16 protein-coding genes are annotated in these 21,403 nt (G+C 69.9%); 5 read left to right on the plus strand and 11 right to left on the minus strand.

Annotated elements, in window-relative coordinates:
- Window positions 1-15: 15 nt before the first annotated feature.
- From ASD38_RS00385 to ASD38_RS00395, 3 genes are read right to left on the minus strand one after another with little or no spacing between them, the layout of a single operon-like run.
- Complete coding sequence (locus ASD38_RS00385; protein ID WP_056456682.1) at window positions 16-441, minus strand: PaaI family thioesterase; 426 nt, start codon at window positions 439-441, stop codon at window positions 16-18.
- 34 nt (window positions 442-475) lie between these two features.
- Window positions 476-4,075 (minus strand): ABC transporter permease/M1 family aminopeptidase, encoded by a 3,600-nt coding sequence (locus ASD38_RS00390; RefSeq protein ID WP_056456685.1) that lies wholly within the window; start codon window positions 4,073-4,075, stop codon window positions 476-478.
- 10 nt (window positions 4,076-4,085) lie between these two features.
- Window positions 4,086-4,964, minus strand: a complete 879-nt coding sequence (locus tag ASD38_RS00395; protein WP_056456688.1) for an ABC transporter ATP-binding protein — start codon at window positions 4,962-4,964, stop codon at window positions 4,086-4,088.
- 190 nt (window positions 4,965-5,154) lie between these two features.
- On the opposite strand from ASD38_RS00395, the gene ASD38_RS00400 reads away from it, so the two are divergent.
- The 3 genes from ASD38_RS00400 to ASD38_RS00410 are packed head-to-tail and all read left to right on the plus strand — an operon-like array spanning window position 5,155 to window position 7,102.
- Window positions 5,155-5,832: a fumarylacetoacetate hydrolase family protein gene (locus ASD38_RS00400; protein ID WP_056456691.1), complete on the plus strand. Its 678-nt coding sequence runs from the start codon at window positions 5,155-5,157 to the stop codon at window positions 5,830-5,832.
- Between the two features lie 9 nt (window positions 5,833-5,841).
- Entirely contained in the window at window positions 5,842-6,483 is a 642-nt protein-coding gene (gene maiA / locus ASD38_RS00405; RefSeq protein WP_056456693.1) for a maleylacetoacetate isomerase, read from the plus strand.
- Window positions 6,476-7,102, plus strand: coding sequence for a carbonic anhydrase (locus ASD38_RS00410; RefSeq protein ID WP_056438154.1), 627 nt, complete (start codon window positions 6,476-6,478; stop codon window positions 7,100-7,102). Before maiA ends, ASD38_RS00410 begins: the two co-directional genes overlap by 8 nt.
- A gap of 41 nt (window positions 7,103-7,143) precedes the next feature.
- Here ASD38_RS00410 and ASD38_RS00415 read toward each other — a convergent pair whose 3' ends face one another.
- The 6 genes from ASD38_RS00415 to ASD38_RS00440 all read right to left on the minus strand — a co-directional run bounded on the left by ASD38_RS00415 (window position 7,144) and on the right by ASD38_RS00440 (window position 16,997).
- Entirely contained in the window at window positions 7,144-7,860 is a 717-nt protein-coding gene (locus ASD38_RS00415; protein ID WP_056456696.1) for an RES family NAD+ phosphorylase, read from the minus strand.
- Window positions 7,857-8,270 carry an MbcA/ParS/Xre antitoxin family protein gene (locus ASD38_RS00420; RefSeq protein ID WP_200945984.1) on the minus strand — a complete coding sequence of 138 codons (414 nt, stop codon included), beginning with the start codon at window positions 8,268-8,270 and terminating at the stop codon, window positions 7,857-7,859. Before ASD38_RS00420 ends, ASD38_RS00415 begins: the two co-directional genes overlap by 4 nt.
- Window positions 8,271-8,321: 51 nt before the next feature.
- Window positions 8,322-10,370, minus strand: coding sequence for a penicillin-binding protein 1C (pbpC, locus tag ASD38_RS00425; RefSeq protein ID WP_056456702.1), 2,049 nt, complete (start codon window positions 10,368-10,370; stop codon window positions 8,322-8,324).
- Window positions 10,371-10,492: 122 nt separating this feature from the next.
- Complete coding sequence (locus ASD38_RS00430; protein ID WP_056456705.1) at window positions 10,493-15,538, minus strand: alpha-2-macroglobulin family protein; 5,046 nt, start codon at window positions 15,536-15,538, stop codon at window positions 10,493-10,495.
- Window positions 15,539-15,617: 79 nt separating this feature from the next.
- Window positions 15,618-16,445: a carbonic anhydrase gene (locus ASD38_RS00435; protein WP_056438141.1), complete on the minus strand. Its 828-nt coding sequence runs from the start codon at window positions 16,443-16,445 to the stop codon at window positions 15,618-15,620.
- 78 nt (window positions 16,446-16,523) lie between these two features.
- A complete protein-coding gene (locus ASD38_RS00440; protein WP_056438139.1) occupies window positions 16,524-16,997 on the minus strand; it encodes an Lrp/AsnC family transcriptional regulator in 474 nt (157 codons plus the stop codon).
- A 138-nt stretch (window positions 16,998-17,135) separates the two neighbouring features.
- Between ASD38_RS00440 and ald the strand changes: the two genes are divergently transcribed.
- The gene (gene ald / locus ASD38_RS00445) at window positions 17,136-18,248 is read left to right on the plus strand and encodes an alanine dehydrogenase (RefSeq protein ID WP_056456709.1); all 1,113 of its coding nucleotides are present in this window, start codon (window positions 17,136-17,138) and stop codon (window positions 18,246-18,248) included.
- 191 nt (window positions 18,249-18,439) lie between these two features.
- Here ald and ASD38_RS00450 read toward each other — a convergent pair whose 3' ends face one another.
- Together ASD38_RS00450 and ASD38_RS00455 are read right to left on the minus strand one after the other, a co-directional pair.
- A complete protein-coding gene (locus tag ASD38_RS00450) occupies window positions 18,440-19,144 on the minus strand; it encodes a glycosyltransferase family protein (protein WP_056438133.1) in 705 nt (234 codons plus the stop codon).
- Between the two features lie 66 nt (window positions 19,145-19,210).
- Complete coding sequence (locus tag ASD38_RS00455) at window positions 19,211-20,086, minus strand: bifunctional regulator KidO (RefSeq protein WP_056438130.1); 876 nt, start codon at window positions 20,084-20,086, stop codon at window positions 19,211-19,213.
- Between the two features lie 190 nt (window positions 20,087-20,276).
- Here ASD38_RS00455 and ASD38_RS00460 point away from each other — a divergent pair, with 190 nt between their 5' ends.
- Window positions 20,277-21,251, plus strand: coding sequence for an XdhC family protein (locus tag ASD38_RS00460; protein WP_235523762.1), 975 nt, complete (start codon window positions 20,277-20,279; stop codon window positions 21,249-21,251).
- Window positions 21,252-21,403 lie beyond the last annotated feature (152 nt).

Genomic DNA, 21,403 nt, shown 5'->3' on the forward strand with positions numbered 1-21,403 from the left:
AGCGCGCTCCTCGATCTACGGAATCGCGTAGGCGACCGTCGCCTTGGCGGCGGCTCGCTCTCGCGATTCCGACCAGATCAGCACGTCGACCGTGGCGATCCGGCGGCCCAGCTTGAGCAGGGTCCCCTCGGCGTAGAGCTCGCCCGGCTTGGCGCCGCGCAGGAAATGGATGGTCAGGGACGTGGTCACCGCCATCGCCACCTCGCCGATATGGGCCAGGATCACCGCATAGGCCGCGGTGTCGGCCATGGCCATCTGGGTCGGCCCCGAGATCAGCCCGCCCGGCCGCAGCGCCCGGCTGGCGAAGGCCTGCCGCACCAGCACCCGCCCAGGCTCGGTCTCGACCACCTCGGGAAGCTGCGCCCCCGCCTCCGGAAAGGCCCTGGCGAGGAAGGCGTTCAGCTGGGCCGCGTCGAGCTTCAGCGCTGTGTCGTCGGCCATGTCGCCTCCTCGCCGCCTCGGCATCCGCGCTTCCTCAGCGCATCGTGACCTTGGCGGTGTTGTCGTCGCCGTTGCGGTCTATGACGATGTTGTAGGGGTCCACGCCCGCCACCTTGGGCGCGACCTTGGTCACGAAGGTCAGGGTCTGGGTTCCCGAGCGGATCCGCCGACGCTCGAAGGCCACGACCTTGTCCTCCGCGAAGCCCTTCTTGCCGGGCTCCATCGTGAACAGGCCGACGTCCAGGACCTCGTCCAGCGGCGCGGCGGTCTCCTGGCCCCGACCCTGGGCGTACAGCTTCTTGGCCTCGATCGTCAGGACGGTTTCGAACCGCCCGTCGGGCAGCTTGCGCGTGGTCGCCGTCTTGGTCTTCAGGTCGTAGAGCGTGATCTTCTCGAACAGGTCGGTGATCAGCGCCTGCTTGTCGGCCGGAACCTCGGCGCGCAGGGCGGCCAGAAAGTCCAGCGAGGTCGGATAGGGCGCGCCCTTGAAGGCGTGGTCGGCGATCAGCTTGCGCAGGGCCCGGTTCACCGTGTCTTCGCCCACCTCGTGCTGCAGCCGGTACATGACCAGCGAGCCCTTGCGATAATAGACGTAAGGCTGGCTCTCGACCCGGGCCAGCGGCTGCTCCTCCAGGGGATCGCCGCCGCGGGCCCGCAGGTAACTGTTCAGTTCGAACTTCAGGAACTTGCGGATCTGGGCCTCGCCGTACATCCGCTTCATGACCATCAGGGCCGAGTATTGCGAGAAGGTCTCGCTCAGCATGGCGCCGCCCTGCTGATCGGCGCCGATCACCTGGTGAGCCCACCATTGGTGGCCGATCTCGTGGGCCCCGACATAGGTGACCATGTCGATCTTCTCGGGATCGTCGTACTTGGCGATGAAGAACAGGTTCTCCGACCACGGAATGGTGTTGGCGAACGACTGGGCGAAGTCGGCGTAGCCGGGGAACTCCTGGAACCGCAGCTGGCGGAACTGGTAGGGGCTGAAATTGGCCTGGTAGTAGTCGAGCGAGGCCTTCATCCCGGTCTTCATCCGCTCGATGTTCCACGGATGGTGCGGGTCGTAATAGATCGCCAGGTCGACGCCCTTGTAGCGGTCGCGGGCGACGGCGTAGCGGGCCGACTGGATCGACATGTAGGGCAGGATCGGCGCCTCGGTGACGAAGCGGGCCGTGCGGCGGCCGCCGCGAACCTGGTCGGACACCTGGTAGCCCGGCGCGATCGGCGTCTGGTCGATCTCGGTCGTCACCGTGATGTCGGAAGACACGAAGTCGGCGTCGTGGCGCAGGCCGTTGAACTGGCGGCTGGGGATGTCGCCCAGCTTGGCGATGCGCCGCTCGGGCGGCAGGCCGTACTTGCGGCGCTTGGCGCGGTCCTGCAGCAGGCCGTCGCGGCTCATGCCCAGGGTGGGCGCGATCTCGGTGTTGTTGATGAAGGTCCCGTTGTCGACCACCCGGGTGTCGTCGCCCCGGTTGCGGAAGCCCTTCTGGGCCCGCTCGGTGATGAAGCTCATCATCCGCCGCTCGCCCGGCTTCATCGGCGTGTCGAATACGAAGATCCGATAGTTGAAGCGGTCGAAGGTCTGCTTGGAGCGGGCGCCCTCGATCGACAGGCCGCGGACCTTCAGGTCGCGATCGAAGCGCACGTGGATTTCCTTGAGGATCTGGCCGCTGCGGTTCTCCAGCGTGTAGACGCCCTTGGTGTCCACGCGCGGATCGTGCGGGTGCAGATCGACGTCCAGCTTCATCGCCACGATCTTCGGCTGCGGCGTGTTCTCGAAGCGCAGCAGGGTCTTCTCGTAGTCGGCCTGCCACTTCTCGTTGTCGATCTTGGTCCGATAGACGTTCCAGACGTTGGTGTTCACATAGATAAAGCCGCCGGCGGCGACGAACACCGCCGCGGCGACCGCGAAGGTGAGGCCGGCCTTGCCGGTCAGGCGGCTCGGCAGGCGGCGCAAGCGCGGCCAGAGCCGGGTCTCGGTTCCCCGTCGCCAGAGGGCGTAGGTCAGCACCACCAGGCCCACGGCGAAGGCGGTCCAGTAGAGCCGGAACCACCAGGCGCCGATCCAGAACTTGCCCAGCCGGTTGATGTCGGAGGTCGGGACGTCGGTGACCCCGCCATAGTTGTAGAGGTTGTGCTCGAAGCCGAGGTTCACGAAGGTCAGGGTGCTGACGATGTAGATCACCATCAGGCCCCAACCGAGGAACTTGTGGCCGGCGATGGCCTGCAGGAAGACCGCCAGCACGGCCAGCAGGATCCAGTCGACCGCCTGGGGCAGCAGATACCAGAGCAGGTACTTGTCGAGTTCGAGATTGAAGTAGCCGTGGGCCAGCTGGCTGACGATCGCGGCCAGGACGCTGACCGCCAGGGTCGACAGCAGCACCAGCGAGATGGCCGCCACCTTGGGCGCGACGAAGGCCCAGTCGGCGACGGGGGCGGCGTCGATGATCTCGTGCGTCTTGCGGTCGCGTTCGCGCCAGACCAGCTCGCCGGCGTAGTAGATGGCGATGATCATCGGGATCAGGCTGAACGAGCCGGCCAGGGGCCTCAACAGCATCCGGGTCAACGGACGGATCGCGCCGCCGTACGACCCCACGTCGGTGGCGAACCACAGGGCTCCGGCGCAGTTGACCAGGCCCAGGGCCAGCAGGACGAAATAGGCCGGGCTCTTGAACACCTGGCCCATGTCCAGCCGGGTGCGAGCCACCAGCTGGGCCCAGGCCCAGGCCGTGTCGAAACGCGGCGCGACACGGGTCACGGGCATGGGCGGCGGGGCCTCGGCCATGACCTCGGACGACGAAGCGGCCTTGCGCTTGCCGACACGCGCGCCCGAAAGTTCGGCGGACTGGAAGCGGAACAGGCTGTAGGCCAGAACCAGGAAGCCCGCGGAGGCGGCCAGCGCCAGGCCCCGGTTGAACAGCAGGGCGCCGGCGACCGGCGGGATCAGGGTGTTGCGCTCGCTGGCCGTCCAGTACTTGGTGACCAGACCATAGGCGGCGGTGCCCAGCGGCTCCCACAGCGCGGAGGCCTGTTCGAACTCGGGCTTGCCCAGGGCGATGTTGGCGACGATCCAGACCACCATGAAGGCGATGACGCCGACATAGGTCCACATCATCGAGCGGGTGACGGTTGCCAGGGCGAAGAACATCGCGCTGGTCAGCAGCAGCGACGGCAGGGCCAGGACGACATAGGCGAACACATAGGCGTCCAGCCGATTGGGTCCCAGGAGCTCGCTGTCGACCCAGGGCATCAGCGAGCCCAGGAACACCGCCAGCGGCACGACCAGGAACGAGATCGCCGCGGCGGCGAAGGCGCCCAGGAACCGGCCGTACAGATAGTCGAACTTGGTCAGGCGCGTGGCCCGCAGGATGGGCCCGAAGCCCGTCTCGTCGTCGCGCACCACCACGTTCGAGACGAAGGCCGTGGTGACGAACATGTAGAACAGCGAGAAGATCAGGTGGCTCTCGGCCAGGGCGTAGGGGCCGTTGCGATGGTCGCTGGGACCCAGGCCGATGCTGATCTGGCTGATCGTGGTGACGCCGAAGGTCAGCAGGAAGAAGATGACCGCCACCACCCAGAACACGGGCGATTTCAGCTGGTAGCGGAGTTCGAAGCCGGCGATCTTGCCAAACATCCGTGAGCCCTCAGGCCGCGCGACGGGTGTTGGACAGGGTGGAGAAGTAGACGTCCTCCAGCCCCCCCTCGACCGGGGCGAAGCCGTCGCCCGGATCCTGGTCGGCCAGGACATGGATCACGGTGCGGCCGCCCAGCAGGCGGGTGGAGATGACCTGGTGCTGCGTCTTGGCCGCCTCGAGCTCGGCCTTGTCGATGACCTTGCGCCAGATCCGGCCCGAAAGCTGGCCGACCAGGTCGCGCGGCGCGCCTTCCTTGACGATGCGTCCGTCGCAGATGATCGCCATGGTCGGGCACAGGTCCGAGACGTCCTCGACGATATGGGTCGACAGGATCACCACCACGTTCTCGCCGATCTCGGCCAGCAGGTTGAGGAAGCGGTTGCGCTCTTCGGGGTCGAGGCCGGCGGTGGGTTCGTCGACGATGATCAGCCGCGGGTCGCCGATCAGGGCCTGGGCGATGCCGAACCGCTGGCGCATGCCGCCCGAGAAGCCGGCGATGGCCTTCTTGCGCACGTCCCAGAGATTGACCTGGTTGAGCAGGCTCTCGACGACCGCCTTGCGCTCCTTGGGCCGAGCGATCCCCTTCAGCACCGCCATGTGGTCCAGCATGTCGTAGGCCGAAACGCGCGGATAGACGCCGAAGTCCTGCGGCAGGTAGCCCAGGGTGCGTCGCAGTTGGTCGGGCGACTTGAGCACGTCGATGTCGCCGAACCGGATATGGCCGGACGTCGGGGCCTGCAGCGTGGCGACGGTGCGCATCAGGGTCGACTTGCCCGCGCCGTTCGGGCCCAGCAGGCCGTACATGCCGCCCGGTATCGTCAGGCTGACCTCGTCGAGGGCTTTCACGCCGTTGGCGTAGACGTGAGTCAGGTTCTCGATGATCAGCATCGTCGGTCCCGGGCCCCTTCGACGTCGACATGGCGGGTTTTCGCCACAATTGCCTCCCCGTCATGCCTTGTCGTCGCAGGTGGGGGCAAGTGAAAGAACGTTTAGACACGCGCCGTGGCCGTCGTGTTGCAGGATCATGTCCTCACGAAGGTGACTTTTGGCGGAACCGGTTTGGGTCTAATCAGGCGCCATGACGCACTTCGCCTTCCCCCCGCCCGCCCAATCCACGGTTCCGGTCGAAGGCGGCGACTCCGTCTTCCCCGTGCGGCGGATCCTCTGCGTGGGCCGCAACTACGCGGCGCACCGGCGCGAGATGGGCGCCGACGAGCGCGACCCGCCGTTCTTCTTCGCCAAGCCGGCCGACGCCGTGGTGATCGGCGGCAAGGTTCCCTACCCGGTCGCCACCCACGACCTGCACCATGAGATCGAGCTGGTGATCGCCCTGAAATCGGGCGGCGCCAACATCGCGGTCGAACAAGCGATGAGCCATGTGTTCGGCTACGCCGTCGGGGTCGACCTGACCCGTCGCGACCTGCAGGCCGCCGCCAAGACCAAGAGCCACCCCTGGGACGCGGCCAAGGGCTTCGACGCCAGCGCGCCGATCACCGCCATCGTCCCCGTCGACCGCGCCAAGCCCGACGGCGCGATCACCCTCAGCGTCAACGGCCAGGTCCGCCAGACCGGCCAGATCGCCGACATGATCTGGACGATCCCCGAGATCATCGCCGAGGCCTCCAAGCTGTGGACCCTGGCGGCCGGCGACCTGATCTTCACCGGCACCCCCGAGGGCGTGGCCGCGATCGGCCGGGGTGATCGGGTCGTAGGTCAAGTCGAGGGCGTGGGCGAGCTCGCCTTCACCGTGGTCTGAGGCCAGGTCATGCAGCTCACCCTCCACAGCGCCTGGCGGTCCAGCGCCGCCTATCGGGTGCGGATCGGCCTGAACCTCAAGGGCCTGGCCTACGAGACCGCGCCCGTGAACCTGGTCGCAAACCAGCACCAGGCGCCGGCCTTCGCCGCCCTCAACCCGCAGCGGTTCGTCCCGGCCCTGGACGTCGACGGCAGGGTGCTGACCCAGAGCCTGGCAATCCTGGAATGGCTGGACGAGACCGTTGCCGAGCCGCGCCTGTTGCCCGTCGACGCCTTCGACCGCGCCACGGTGCGGACCATGGCTCAGATCGTCGCCAGCGACATCCACCCGGTGAACAACCTGCGCATCCTGCGGGCCCTGGGCGGCCTGGGGATCGACGAGGCCGCGCGCGACGCCTGGATCCAGCGCTGGATCATCGACGGCTTCACGGCCCTGGAGGCGCTGATCGCCCAACACAGCGGGAATTTCGCCTTTGGCGACGCGCCCGGCCTGGCCGACTGCTGCCTGGTCCCGCAGGTCTACAACGCCGAGCGTTTCAAGACCGACCTGTCCCCGTTCCCGGCCATCCGCGCGGTCGCCGCGCGGTGCGCCGAGCACCCGGCCTTCGCGGCCGCCCATCCCAACCAACAGCCGGACGCCATCCATGCTTGAAGACCTGAAGAGCAACAATCTGGCCTGGTCGCTGCGCAAGACCGAGGCCGACCCCCAGTTCTTCAAGCGCCTGGAGGGCCAGCAGAGCCCCGAATATCTGTGGATCGGCTGCAGCGACAGCCGGGTGCCGGCCAACGAGATCGTCGGCCTGGATCCGGGCGAGCTGTTCGTCCACCGCAACGTCGCCAACCTGGCCCCGCCGCAGGACGCCAACTACCTGTCGGTGCTGCAGTTCGCGGTCGACGTGATCAAGGTCAAGCACGTGATGGTCGTGGGCCACTACGGCTGCGGCGGCGTTGCGGCGGCCATCGACGGCCAGCGGCGCGGCCTGGTCGACCACTGGCTGCACCCGATCCGCGAGGTCCACGCCGAGCATAAGCACGAGCTGGACGCCATCGGCGACCAGAAGGCCATGCTCAACCGCCTGTGCGAGCTGAACGTCATCCGCCAGGTGCGCAACGTGGCCTCCGACGTCTTCGTCCAGGACGCCTGGGCGCGCGGCCAGCAGTTGTCGGTGCACGGCTGGGTCTATTCGCTGGGCAACGGCCTGGTCACCGACCTGAACGTCGGGATTTCGAGCCTGGAGGACTACGAGCGGGTCGCCAGCGGGCCTTGCTGAGCCTCTTTACTTCGCCCGCAAGGGGAGAAGGATCGGATCAGCTACCCTTCCACCCGGAAAACCCGCCCCGTCGCCGGCTCGCGGATAAGGTCCACGCGGGCGCCGTCCCAGCGGTAGTCCAGGTGCCGGCCCTGGACGACGTTCGAGGCCAGGTCGGGATAGAACAGGCCCACGCACTGGCCGCCCGCGTGACGCTGGCTGGGATAGACCACCCCCTCCGAACCCGCGGCGCGCAGCTGGGCGCCCAGGGCCTGGCCGGGCCGGTAGTCGTCGGGGTCGAGCGCCGGACCCAGGGCCGGATCATCGCCGCGCAGGTCGTGCAGCGCGCCCCGCACGTCCAGCACGATCTCGCGGAACTGCGAGGTCCAGCCGGGGGCCTGGGCGGTGGCGGCCATGAACCGGGCGTGGTGATGGATGGTCTCCGACAGCGCGACCTCGAAGCGGTCGGCGACATAGAGCACGCCGAACGCCCCGGCGGTGAACCGGCTGGGACGATCGGGACTGACATGGGTGAACGGGGCCATCAGATAGCTGGCGCCGGCCCCCGCCACCCAGCGGTCCCGCGGCACGAGATCCAGGTTGCCGATCGTTTCCATCAGGCGAGGATTGGTCTTCTGCTCGGCGGCGATCAGCAGCGGCCAGTCGGCGGGGTCGGCGATGTCCTCGAACAGGTCGATCGGCGGCCAGGCGCTGCGGATGATCCGGACCGCCCCGCGCCAGGCGATCGGCGCGCGCGGGATCGTGGCCGGGTCGATCACCAGGCCCCGCGCTCGGCGTCCAGGTAACGCCGCACCCGCATCAGGTCGGTCAGCTCGCCGCCCAGCATCACCTGCAGGGCCGAGCGGCCGCCGAACGCGGTGTTGGGCGCCTTGATCCAGGCATAGCCGCGCCGCGGTTCCTGGAAGATCAGCCGCAGGGCCTTGTGAACGCCCATCAGGTTGGACAGCCGCGCCTTGCCGTCGCGATTGATCCGCCCGATCTCGCCGGCCTTCCAGCGCCGATAGCTGCGCACCGGCTGGTCCAGCAGGGTCGCGGCCTCCTCGTCGGTCACGCCCCACAGCTTCAGCAGGTTGACCGTCGCGCGAAACATGGCGGCGGCCTCTTCGTCCGAGATCGGCTCGGGGATGAAGGCCTTGGGTTCGGTGTCGACCAGGGTGACGAGGGTCACGGGCATGCTCCTATTGGCCGAATATAAGATATTAGATGCCAAATGGCAATCTTAGCCGACCGGAGCCTTGATCCGCACCCGCGCGGAGGCCGCGCGCCCCTGGGCGTCGACCACCTTCAGCCGGTAAAAGCCGGGCGCCGCGGGACGCCAGATGACCTTGCCGCTGACCGGGTCGGAGGCGAGGGGCTGGCCGGCGACGTACCAGGTCAGGTCCTCGCCGCCGGCCGCCATGACCAGGCCGCGCGCGCCGGGGCCGACGTCGTCGACCTGCACCGTGGCGCCGTCCGGCGGGAAGATCAGGCGGGGGCCTTCGGAGGCTTGTTGCAGGCGCTGCAGGGCGCCCGGCGCGGCCTTGGGGGCGATCGGGCGCGGGGCGATGGCCGGGGCGTCGATCACGTCGGCGACGTCGAACAACAGGGGCAGGGCCGCGTCGCGCCCCGTCAGGCCGCCGCGCGCCCCGCCGTCGGCCCGGCCGGTCCAGACGATGATCGCATAGCCGCCGACCACCCCCGCCGCCACCGCGTCGCGGAAGCCGTAGGAGGTGCCGGTCTTGAAGGCCATGGCCGGCCCGCCCTTGGTCAGGGCCGACGGCGCGCGGCCGCGCGGCGCCGGGGCCTCGCGCAGGATGTCCAGCACCTGGGCCGCGGCTTCGGCCCGGACGATGCGGGTTCCGCCCATGCGCTCGCGCGACTTGGCCTCGGCCTCCGTGAAGGCCAGGGGCTTGGCCACGCCGCCGTCGCCGAGCGCGGCGTAGAGCACCGCCATGTCGCGCGGCGTGATCCCCGCCCCGCCCAGGGCCAGCGCAAGCCCCGAAGCCTTGACCGCCGCCTTCGGCCGCACCAGCCGCACGCCGGCGCTCTCCAGCCGGGCGGCGAAGGCGTCGGGGCCGATCTTCTCCAGGGTGGCGACGGCCGGGACGTTCAGCGAATAGGCCAGGGCCTCGCGCGCCGTGACCTTGTCATGGAACACGTGGTCGAAATTCTCGGGCTGGTAGTCGGCGAAGCGGGTGGCGGCGTCGTCGATCTGGGTGTCAGGGGCCAAGGCGCCGTCGTCGAAGGCGAAGGCGTAGATGAAGGGCTTGAGGGCCGAACCGGGCGAGCGCACGGCGCGGGTCAGGTCGATCCAGCCGCCGGGCCGCTCGCGCCCGGCCGAACCGACCAGGGCCCGCACGGCGCGGTCCTTGATCCGCACCACCAGGATGGCGGCGGTGACGTCCGGTCCCTGCGAGGCCGCGACGGCGGCGGCCATCGGTTCAAGCCGGGTCTGCAGGTCGGCGTCGATCGTCGAGACCACGCTGGGCTGGCTGGCCGGCGCCGCCAGGGCCAGTTCGCCGGCCGCGTGCCAGGCCAGGGCTGGGAAGGCTCCGCGCCGGGGCAGCGGCTCGGCCTCGGCTTCGGACGCGGCGGCTTCGGTCAGCACGTGGGCCCGGACCATCTTGTCGAGCACGGCGCGGCGGGCGGCGCGCGCGGCCTCGGGGCGGCGGTCCGGACGACGGGCCTCGGGCGACTGCGGCAGGGCGATCAGCAGGGCCTGCTCGCCGTCGGTCAGGCTGGTCGGCTCGTGACCGAAATAGGCCAGGCTGGCGGCCCGCACCCCCTCCAGATTGCCGCCATAGGGCGCCAGGGTCAGGTAGAGGGCGAGGATCTCCCGCTTGGTCAGCCGCGCCTCCAGCTGGGCGGCGCGAACCATCTCGATCAGCTTGGAGCCCAGGTTGCGGGGCCTGGGCTCAAGCAACCGGGCGGTCTGCATGGTCAGGGTCGAGGCGCCGGAGCTGGCATGGCCGTGGATCAGCGCCGAGCCAGCGGCGCGGACCAGGGCCAGGGGGTCGACGCCCAGGTGGCCGTGGAACCGCGCGTCCTCGACGGCGATCAGCCGCTTTTGAAACGTGGGATCGGTGCGCTGGAGATCCGCCCGCACCCGCCAGCGCCCGTCCTCGACCGGCAAGGCGCGCAGCCAGGCGCCACGATGGTCCAGCACGACGGGCGACGAACGTCTGGCGCGGGCCATATCGGGCGGGAAGGCGGCGCTCAGGGCGAACAGCACGACCTGGACGGCGACGAAGGCGACGAGGGCGCGGGTGAGGCGGGAGATGGTGATCATCGACTCGTATTCTCGGTCCTCATCCTGAGCATGTCGAAGGACGAGGACCGACGCACAGCGTTGGAGAGCGCCCCCCGCCCTTCGACAAGCTCGGGGTGAGGGGCGAATTCAGGCGTCTCGCCCTACCCTCCCGGCGCCACGTTGATCCGCCCGGCGTCCGACCGCGCGTTCAAGCTCGGCCGGTACATGTCCTTGGCGACCGCCCCGGGCAGGAAGAACTCGCCCGGCGTCACGGCCCGCGCCACGTAGGCCATGGCGAACGGCTTGTTCCCCTCCAGGTCCAGGGCGGCGATATAACGGTCGTCGCGGCTTTCCTGGACGTCGGGATTGGTCAGCTCGCCCAGGAACTTGAACGGACCGTTCTGGGCGTCGTCGGCCCCCAGGGTGGTTTCGATCTCGAAGCCGGCCGGCAGGGCGTCATCGACCACCAGGGCGGTCGAGCGGGCCTGCATCGAGCGGCCCGAGACCAGCACGATCACCCGGTCGCCCTGGTGGATCTGCCACGGATCGATCGCCCCGCCGTTCATCGAGAACAGCCGCTTGGACACCGACAGGCCGTTGGCCTCGACCCCCGGGGCGGCGACCGGGGTGCCGCGTACGCTGACCGTCCGCCACAGGGCGCCCTTGCCCTTGTTGACGAAGCGGGCGTCGGCCAGCCGGCCCACCGCCCAGCGCGGAGTCCCGGCGGCCGGCGGCAGGGCCGTCACGCCCTGGGCGTCGATGGTGATCGGACCGGCCGCCTTCATCAGTTGCGAGGCCGCGAACAGCACCGCGGCCTGCTCCTGGGTGTTCAAGGCGTCGGGATCCTTGACCACGTTCTCGAGCCGTCCCTGCAGCTGGCCGGCGATGTCGCCCTGGCCGGCCTGGACCGCCAGGGCGGTGATCGTGGCGACGTCGCGCAGCGGGCTCTGGTACCAGTCGCTGTCGTCGCGCCAGCCCAGCGAGCGGACCGCCTGGCGCATGGCCGAGCGGGCCCGGGCCTGGTCGCCCATCAGGGCCAGGCCGGCGGCCACCTGGGCCTTGGCCAGGGGCTGGTCCTCGTCCTTCATCTGCACGTCGTGCCACCAGCGCAGGCGCGCCAGGTCGCCGCGCCCGGCCTTGGCCATCACGTAGAGGGCGTAGGCGCTGGCGCGCCGGCGCATGCGCTCGGTGGCCTTCTTGGAGTCGTCGGGCGAGCGGCCCCACCATTCGGGATATTCCAGGCGGTAGGACACCGAGCTCCAGCCGTCGGGACGGCTGATCTGGCGCATGGCGTTCAGCGCCTTGTCCATCGCCTCGTCCGGAACCGCGACGCCCTGGGCCTTGGCCTCCACCAGGAAGTCGGTGGCGTAGGCGCCCAGCCACGCGTCGGCCTCGCCGTCGCCCACGCGCCACAGGCCGAAGGCCCCGTCCAGGGTCTGGCGGTCCAGCAGCTTGCCCACCGCCCCGGCCAGGATCGCTGGATTGCGCTTGAGCTTGGGGTCGCTGGAGACGCTCTGGGCGTAGAGCAGCGGATAGGCGGTCGAGACCAGCTGCTCGGTGCAGCCGTAGGGGTAGCGCTGCAGAGCCACCGCGATGGCCGAGGGGTCGAAGCCCTTGAACGGCGAATAGCTGACCTGCAGCGTGATGTCGCCGGCCGCCAGACCCGACAGCAGGCGGTAGTCGGGCGTGTAGGTCGCTCCCGGCTGCTGCAGCTCGGTCGTCGTGCGCACCACGTCGCCCCAGCCGAGGCGCGTCTGGATCGGATAGTCCTTGGCCGTCTGGAAGCCGGGGCCGGCGACCTTGAAGCCGACCTTGCCGATCCCGGTGACGGTCGGCGCCAGGAACGGGATCTTCTCGGCGATCCGCTGGCCCAGGACCAGGGTGATCACCTTCCTGAAGGCCACGGCGATGCCGTTGGTGGCGTTGGCCTCCACCGTATAGGCGCCGGGCTTGCCCTCGACATTGTGCAGCTCCAGCGTCGCCATCGGCTTGTCGCCGGGGGCCAGGAAGCGCGGCAGGTTGAGGTCGGCCACCACAGGCTGGCGCACGGTCATGGCTTTCGAGCCCGAGCCGACGGCGTTGTCGGTCCAGGCCACGGCCATGATCCGCAGCTCGCCGTTGAAGTCGGCGGCCGGCAGCTTGACCACCGCCTTGCCGTCCAGGCCGGTCTCGACGATCCCGGACCACAGGGCCACGGTCTTGATCGGCGTCACCGTCAGCCCCTCCCCGCCCAGCTCGTCGGCGCCGAAATTGACATTGGCCGGCGCGCCCATGTTCGGGTCGAGCAGGCGGCCGTAGTCGTCACGATAGTTCAGGGTCAGGGCCCGCTTGCCGAAGTACCACTTGGCCGGGTCGGGGCTGTCCTGGCGGGTCAGGCGCAGGATGCCCTCGTCCACCGCGGCGATGGTGACCTTGGCCGTCTGGCCGAAGCCCAGGCCCTGCACCTTGATCGGCACCTCGACCGGGGCCTTGGAGTCCAGCTTCACCGGCGTGCCGATGTCGACGGTCAGCTTGCGGCCCTTGGGGTCGAGCGGGACATAGATCAGACCCAGGGCCCGCTTGGGCTTGGGCGAGCTGACCGGGTCGCGCGGCTGGATCACCGTGACCATCACATAGGCCCCGCCGCCCCAGGCGGCCGACGTCTTCAGGCGCACGGTCGTGCCGTTCTCGCCGACGCTCAGGGTCTTGAAGTCGATCAGCCGGTCGGTGGCGACGGCCACCTGGGCCTGGCCGGCATAGGGCGACTTCAGGGTGATCTCCACCGTGTCGCCCTGGGCGTAGGCCTTGGTCCCGGCGCTGACCCGCACGAAGTCGGGCGCCTCGCCCTCCTTGGCCGGCGAGCCCCAGCCCGACGAGAACTTGGTCACGGTCTTGGCGCCGTCGGGCCCCTCGACCACCAGCCGATAGTCGCCCCAGCCCAGACGGCGGTTGAAGCGCGCCGGCTGGCCGGCGCCGATGGTGACCGTGGCCTTGGCCACCACCGCGTCGCGGCTGGTGCGCCGCCACTGCCAGCGGCCGTCCTGCTGGAACCAGTCGTAGTTCCAGTTCTCGCTGATCAGGGTGTAGGTCGCGGTCGAGGCGATGCGGGCCCCGGCGGCGTTGACCGCGATCATCTCCAGGCTGACCGGCGGATCGCCGCGCCCGGCGTCGCCCTGCTCGACCTTGACGCCGTAATAGACCGACTTGCCGCGCACCTTCAGCTCCAGCCCCTCGCGGACCGGACGGCCGCCCGGCTCGAACACCGAGGCCGTCACCGCCGCCACCAGCGGTTGGGCGGTGTCGCCGGCCTCGGTGGTGGCCAGGTTCAGCATGGCGTGGCCGTCGCCGTCGGTGACGGTCGTGCCCAGCTCGATGAACCTCTCATCGAAGGGCGTCAGGTCGTCGCCCCACTCATAGCCCTTGAACTGTGGGAACGGATCGTTGTCGAGCCGCAGCCGCGCCTCGCCCTGGGTCTGCAGGCCCGCGCCGGGCGCGCCGTAGAGGAAGCGGGCCGAGACGTCGATCTCGCGGGCCTGGCCGGCGGCGACCGGCACGGACTCCTGACCCGTGGCGGTGACCGCCAGCCGCTGCGGGGCGAAATCCTCGACGCTGAAGCTGAACGACCCGGAGTCGGCCTCGACCCCTTCCATCTTCAGCACCGCCGTCCAGCGGCCGCGCGGCGCGCTGCGGGGCAGGGCGATGTCGGCCAGCACGGCGCCGGCGTCGGCGCGGCTGAAGGCGTAGCGCTTGAACTCCACGCCCGAGGGCCGCTTGACCAGGATGTAGCCCTTGCGGTCGTTGACCGCCTTGGCCAGCCGGTCGCGGACCATGGCCGTCAGGTGCACGGTCTCGCCCGGGCGATAGATGCCCCGGTCGGCGTAGAGATAGCCGTCGATATCGGTGCTGAGCGCTCGGCCGCCGTCGGACTCGGTGCGGCCGCCGACGCCCTGCTTGGACAGGTCGACCGGCGAGCGGTCCAGGTCCAGCACCGCCAGGTCGCCCTGTTCGCCATAGGCCATGACCATCTTGGCCCGCGCCGCGCCGTCGCCCTCGAGCAGGGCGTGAGGGAAACGCGCCCGGCCGTCGGCGTCGCTCTTGGCTACCGCCAGGTCCTCGCCGTCCTTGGCCACCAGGGCCACGCGCACGCCGGCCACCGTCTTGGCGGTCTTCAGCGAGCGGACGACCACGTCCAGGGATTCGGCGCCGTCATAACCGATCAGGGCCATGTCGGTGAACATGATCCAGCGGCGGGCCTGGGCCGGGCTGGGCTCGCCCTCGCCGTCCGGATCGCGGCCGCCCGAGGCGTCGCGCGCCTTGATCACATAGCCGCCCGGCTTCATTTCCTTGAGCACCGCGCCCAGCGGGAAGACGGTGGTGGCCTTCTGGCCGGCCGCGCCCTCGACGCTGATCACGCCCTTCCAGACCTGGCGGCCCTCGTCGTCGGGGCTGTCGTCGCCGTAGTCGCTGGAATAGTCGCCCTCGCCGCTCGGATCCGGGGCGCTGATCGACTTGCGCACCAGGTTGCGGTCCGACACCCGCCAGACCTCGATGGCCAGCTTGGAGACGTTCATGGTCTCCAGGGCCACGCCGTCGGATTCCTCGCGCGGCAGGATCACGCCGTCGCCGGCGAAGCCCACGTACGGCGGCTTCTCGCCGAAGGTGAAGTCGACGTCGGCGTTGGCGCCCAGGGTCTCGCCGTTCTTGCCGGGCAGCCCCTTGAGCAGGGTGACGCGATGGTCGGTGAAGCCGACGCCGCCGATGCACAGCTCATCGTTCTTGACCCGCACGGCCGGCTGGCGGCCCAGATCCGGGGAGAGCAGCACGAAGTCGGCATAGGCCTTGGACGGGTCCAGCGGCTTGCTCATCTGGACGCAGGCCATCGGCTCGGCGCCGGAGCTGTCGATGCGGCTGCGCCAGACGGCGAAGCCCTCGGGCTTGGGAATCCCGCGCCGGGGCGCACTGGCCGAACGGGGCTTGCCGAACAGCGACCAGGCCTGGCCCTTGGGCGCCTCGGCTGTCGGGGCCTTGTGGCCGAACCAGCCGAGGTCGGCGACCTTGCCGACCGCGAAACCGCCGCCGAAGCCGACGACCAGGGCGGCCGCGCCCACGGCGACCAGCGGAGACTTCAACTGCGGCGGGATCCGGCCCTTGAGGGCTTCCCAATGGGCGGCGAGACGGGTGGCGAGGGGTTCGCGACCGCCCTTGGGCGGAGTCTCGTCCGTCGACATCCCAGTCTCCCCCAACTTTAGCGTGTCGGGAGACTTGAGCCTAAGCCGGGCAACGGGTCAACGGATCAGCGGAACAAGGTTATGCGTCGAACGCCACCACGCCGCTGGCCAGGTCGTAGGTGGCCGAGACGATCTTCAGACGGCCTTCGGACAGCTTCTCGGCCAGGGTGCCGTCGGCCACCTTCAGGCGGGCGGCGACGTCGCGGACGTTCTGGCGGATGGCCGCGTCCTGCAGATCGGCCGGATGCTTGTCCTGGGCCTCCAGCACCGCCGGCATGATCGGCAGCACCATGTTCAGCAGCGCGCCGTGCAGATCGACGTGCTTGGTGGCCACGTCCACCGCCGCGCCGACGGCGCCGCACTTGGTGTGGCCCAGCACCACGACCAGAGGCGCGCCCAGGTGCTCGACGGCGTAGACGATCGAGCCCAGACCCTCCTGGCTGACCGTCGAACCGGCCACGCGGACCACGAACAGTTCGCCCAGATTGCAGTCGAAGACCAGTTCGGGGCCGACGCGGCTGTCGCTGCAGCCGACGATCACCGCGAACGGCCGCTGGCCCTTCGAGAGTTCGGCGATGCGGACCAAGCTCGGCAGGGCGATGCTGGCTCCGCCGCGCGCGAAGATGGCGTTGCCCTGCTTGAGCCGGCCCAGGGCCTCGTCCGGGCTGACGGCCGGCGGGTGCACTTCGGCCGGTTCGACCGCGTTGGGGTCTTCCAGCGGCTTGACCTCGGCCAGGGCCTTGTCGAGCGCGGCCTTGTCGGTCGCCTGGGACTTCAGGGCCCGGCGCGTGCGGCGGCCCTTGCGGGTCAGCACCGACGGCGTGGGATTGTCGCCCTCGGCCCAGGCCAGGGCGGGCACGGCGAGGCCCGACGCCAGCGCGCCCAGCAGCATTCGTCTCGAAACCATCTCATCCCCCGACGAGTACAGCGATTAGGTCGGCCCTAGTTCTGGCCGCAAAGGGTTAACCACGACGCAACATCGGCCTCAGAGCGGCAATTCGACACGTTTGACCACGGTGCGCATGGCGATCGACGAACTGACCCGCACGACGCCGGGAATTCGGGTCAGGCCCTGGGCGTGCACCCGCTCCAGGTCATCGACGTCGGCCACCACCAGCCGCAGCAGATAGTCCGAGCCGCCGGTCATCAGGTAGCACTCGGCCACCTCGCGGACATTGGCGATGGCCTTCTCGAAGGCGCTGAGCGTCGCCTCGGCCTGGGACGACAGGGTGACGGTGACGAAGACGCTGAGCGGCAGGCCCACCGCCCGCTCGTCGATCACCGCCGCATAGCGCCCGATCACCCCCGTCTCCTCCAGGGCCTTCACGCGGCGCAGGCAGGCGGATTCGGAAAGATTCACCGCCTCGGCGAGTTCCACATAGCTGGCCCGGCCCCGCCTCTGGAGCAGGTTCAGCAGCTTGCGGTCGAAGGCGTCGAGGTCTGCCGCAGGTTTCTTCAACGCAAAGGCTCCATCACGATGGAATCCTGCATATCACGGTTACGGACGCATGAAATCCCCCAGGAACCTGCGTTCGGTCAGGCGTAAACCAGCGTCAAAAGCCATTTGCCAATCAAAACTTGGCTGGAGGAGACTATCATGCGCGTTGGCGTGCCTTCCGAGATCAAACCGGGCGAACATCGGGTCGGCCTGACCCCCACGGCCGTGCGCGAATATGTCGGCCATGGCCACTCCGTCCTGGTCCAGGCCGGCGCGGGCCTGGGCGCCGGTTATGGCGACGACCTCTACGTCAAGGCCGGCGCGACCATCGCGCCCGACGCCGACGCGGTGTTCGACGGCGCCGAGCTGATCATCAAGGTCAAGGAACCGCAGAAGGTCGAGTGGGAGCGCCTGACGCCCCGCCATATCCTGTTCACCTATCTCCACCTGGCGCCCGATCCGGCCCAGACCGAGGGCCTGCTGGCTTCCGGCTGCGCGGCCATCGCCTATGAGACCGTCACCGACGCCAAGGGCGGCCTGCCGCTGCTGGCCCCGATGTCGGAAGTGGCCGGCCGCATCGCCGTCTTCTCGGCCGCCGAGACCCTGCTTAAGCACAACGGCGGCATGGGTCTGCTGCTCTGCGGCGTGCCCGGCGTGCCCCCGGCCCGCGTGGCGGTGCTGGGCGGCGGCGTCGTCGGCTCCAACGCCGCGCGCATGGCCGCCGGCCTTGGCGCCGAGGTCGTGGTGCTGGAACGCTCGATCCCGCGCATGCGCGAGCTGGACGACCTCTATCAGGGCCGCATCCTGACCCGTTATTCGACGATGGCGGCGGTCGAGGACGAGATCCTCAAGGCCGATGTGATCATCGGCGCGGTGCTGACCGCCGGGGCCGCGGCTCCCAAGCTGGTCAAGCGCGAGCACCTGTCGAAGATGAAGCCGGGCTCGGTGCTGGTCGACGTGTCGATCGACCAGGGCGGCTGTTTCGAGACCAGCCATCCGACCACCCACGCCGAGCCGACCTACACGGTCGACGGCGTCGTCCACTATTGCGTGGCCAACATGCCCGGCGCCGCGCCGCGCACCTCGTCCGAAGCCCTGGGCAACGCCACCCTGCCCTTCGGCCTGGCCCTGGCCGACCACGGCCTGGACGCGTTGAAGACCAACGTCCACCTGGCCAAGGGCCTCAACGTCCTGGCGGGCCAGCTGACCCACCCGGCCGTGGCCGAGGCGCTGGGCAAGGCGTCGGTGGACCCTTACGGGGCTTGGAAGTAGACGTTTCGAAAAAGCCCTCTCCCGGAGGGGAGAGGGAGGGACCCGCGCTGAAAGCGTGGGAGGGTGAGGGGTGACACCCTCACCAATTTCACGAAGCGCCCTGCCGGCACTCCGGTTGAGGTTTTAACCCCTCACCCTCCCACCGCTGCGCGGCGGGCCCCGCCCTCTCCCTCTGGGAGAGGGTTTCTTTTTTAAGCCGCGAAACGGCCCAGGTCCTGGTGGCTCTCCACCAGGTCCAGCACGTCGTTCATCGAGAAGCTCGGATCGGCGGGATACAGCGCGTCGTAGATCGAGCGCGCGAACGCCAGGTCGGCCGGGGTCTTCACCCGCCAGTCGTAGTGCGACCAGTCGCGTTGGGCCTTCAGGTGAGCCTGGCGGAAACGGTCCGGCCGCTCGCGGATGGCGGCGGTCGGCGAGATCATGGCCAGGGGATCGCGAACCTCGGCGGCGGCCATGCGCAAGGCCTCGACCGTGACCACCTCGACCTCGAGACCGGCCGGATAGGTGCGCTCCACGCGGTTGGAAGTGTAGGCCGCGCCGCTGACCTGGGCCAGGCGGACGGCCTCGTCGACCACGGCGGGGTCGACGAACGGCGCGTCGCCCTTGATGCGCACGATGTGGCTGATCGGGCCGGCGGCCTCGGCGCAGCGGGCGATGCGGTCGAGGATGTCGCTGCCCGAGCCGCGGTGCACGGCGTAGCCGCGCGACACCACCAGCCCGGCCAGGCCGTCGTCGTCCTCGGCGTCGCTGGTGGCGACGATGATCTTGTTCAGGCGCCGGGCGCCGCGCAGCCGCTCGAGCTGGCGCAGGATCATCGGCTGACCCTGGAGGGTGGCCACAGCCTTGCCGGGCAGACGCTTGGAGCCCATGCGGGCCTGGACGACGGCGAGGATCATGGCGTTCGGCTCCCTCTTTTGTTTCTCAGCTCTTCTTCGGAGGCTGAGCTTTGATTCGCCTGGTCGTCAGGCGACCCAACGTCGCGGGTCCAGGGCCACCGGATCGTCGATGGCCATGTCGTCCCAATCGAGGTCGGGCGGCGGACTGGAGGCGGCGGCGACCACGGCCGACAGTTCGGCGGCCGAGGTGACGCCCACGAGGACGGCGCTGGCTTCGACGCGCGACAGGGCGAAGCCCAGGGCGGCCTGCAGCGGATCGGAACGGCCCTCGGCGATCATCCGGCGCACCTTCGACAGGCGGCCCGAGGCCCCCTTCAGCTGGGCGGGAACGCGGTCGGGCGGCAGGAACAGCAGGCCGTTCAGGAAGATCGAGCGCAGCTGCACCTCGATCCCCATGCCGGCGATGCGCTGCAGCGAGCCGTCGGCCAGCAGGCGCTGGTCGAGCAGGCTGGCGGGCGCCTGAAGAATGTCGGGCTTGAAGCGGCGGGCCACGCCCACCGGATCGTCGCTGGCATGGGCGGCGACGCCGATCTTGGCGAACAGCCCCTCGTCGCGCAGGCGGGCCAGGCGGTCCCAGACGGCCGCGCCGTGCGGGCCGAACAGTTCCGAAGGCGAGGAAACGATGATGGCGTCGGCGCGTTCGACGCCCAGGCGGCGCAAGCTGGCGCGGGCCTCGGCCTCGACGAAGTCGGGACCGCGGTCGGCGCGGGCGGCCGACAGGGTGACGCGGAACGGCACGGGACGGGGAAGCAGATCGCCCAGCACCTGCTCGGCGCGGCCGTAGTTGCCCGACACGTCCAGCACCGACAGACGGGCGCGGGCGGCGATGCCGAGAATGTCGCGAGCTTCGGTTTCCGGCGAACGGGCGCGCGGCGACGCGCTCATGCCGTCCAGTCCGAACTGGGCGGCGGCGAGACCGAGCTTGGAAACGGAAAGCGACATGGAAATCCGTGCGGACTGAACACCAGTGTCGGCAAGCCTACGCCCCAAGGTTTGAAGAAGGCGTTTCTGGAAACTTTCCGAGGCGTTAACATGCTTGGCAATGAACCTGCCCGATCACGCCGACACCGACGTGTCTCTCGCCCCCGCCGCCACCGCGTCCGATTGGCCCCTCCACGGCCTGGCGGACGACATGCGGCCGGCCCTGGCCGACGCCCTGGCGCGGGGGCCGGCGGCCTTGGCGACCATCGTTTCCCTGGGTGACGGCGGTCCTCGCCCGGTCGGCACGCAGATGGTGTTCGGCGCCGACGGCCGGGCCGGCTTCCTGTCCGGCGGCTGCATCGAGGCCGACGTCGAGGACCACGGCCGGGCCTGCGTGACCGACGGCCGGCCCCGGCGGCTGGTCTATGGCGAGGGCAGCCCCTGGCCCGACATCCGCCTGCTGTGCGGCGCGCGAATCGAGATCCTGGTCGAGCGAATCGCCGTCGACGATCCGGCCGCCCGCGAACTGCTCGCCCTGGCCGGCGCCCGGATTCCGGCGACGTGGATCAGCGACGGCGACCGTCGGCTCTGCGCTCCGGCCTCGGAAGACCTTCCGGCCTGGCCCGGGGCCTTTTCGCGCCGATTCGATCCGCCGCCCCGGCTGGTGGTGTTCGGCGGCGACCCGACGGCCCTGGCCGTGGCCAGCCTGGGGGCGCAGTCGGGCTTCCACACCACCCTGGTGCGCCCCAAGGGCCCGACCTCGACGCCGCCTTTGCCCAGCGTGGCCTACCGCCGTGACGACGTCGCCGCCGCCGTGGCCGCGATCGGCCTGGACGCTTGGACGGCGGTGGCGATCTGCGGCCACGACGAGGACGTCGACCACCAGGCCCTGCTGGCCGCCCTGCCCTCGGCCGCGCCCTATGTCGGCCTGCTGGGCGCGCGGCGGCGCCTGGGCGAGCGGCTGGCCCGCCTGCGGGCGGCCGGGGTCGGCGAACGCGACCTGCAAAAGCTGCGCGCGCCGATCGGCCTGGACCTCGGCGGCAAGGCGCCCTTCGAGGTGGCCGTGGCGGTGATCGGCGAGATCATGGCCGCCCGGCATGGCCAACCGCCCCTGTCGCGGCGGGCGTCCTCCGCCCCCGATGGGGGCGGACAGGCGGCGAAGCCGCCAGGTGGGGGCAAGTCTTAGCGGGCAGGGTGTTGCAGGCACGGCTCTTTGACCTCGGGCTTTCGCGACGAGTGGATGGGGAGGCGCGGAGCGGTCCGGGCCCAGCCCGGATGACCGTGAGTTTGAGTGTGCGTTTCGGCTAGACCTGACCGCTCCGCGAAACCGTTCTTCTC

Origin of the sequence: Caulobacter sp. Root487D2Y (genome assembly GCF_001427165.1) — a bacterium.
Lineage (GTDB): Bacteria > Pseudomonadota > Alphaproteobacteria > Caulobacterales > Caulobacteraceae > Caulobacter.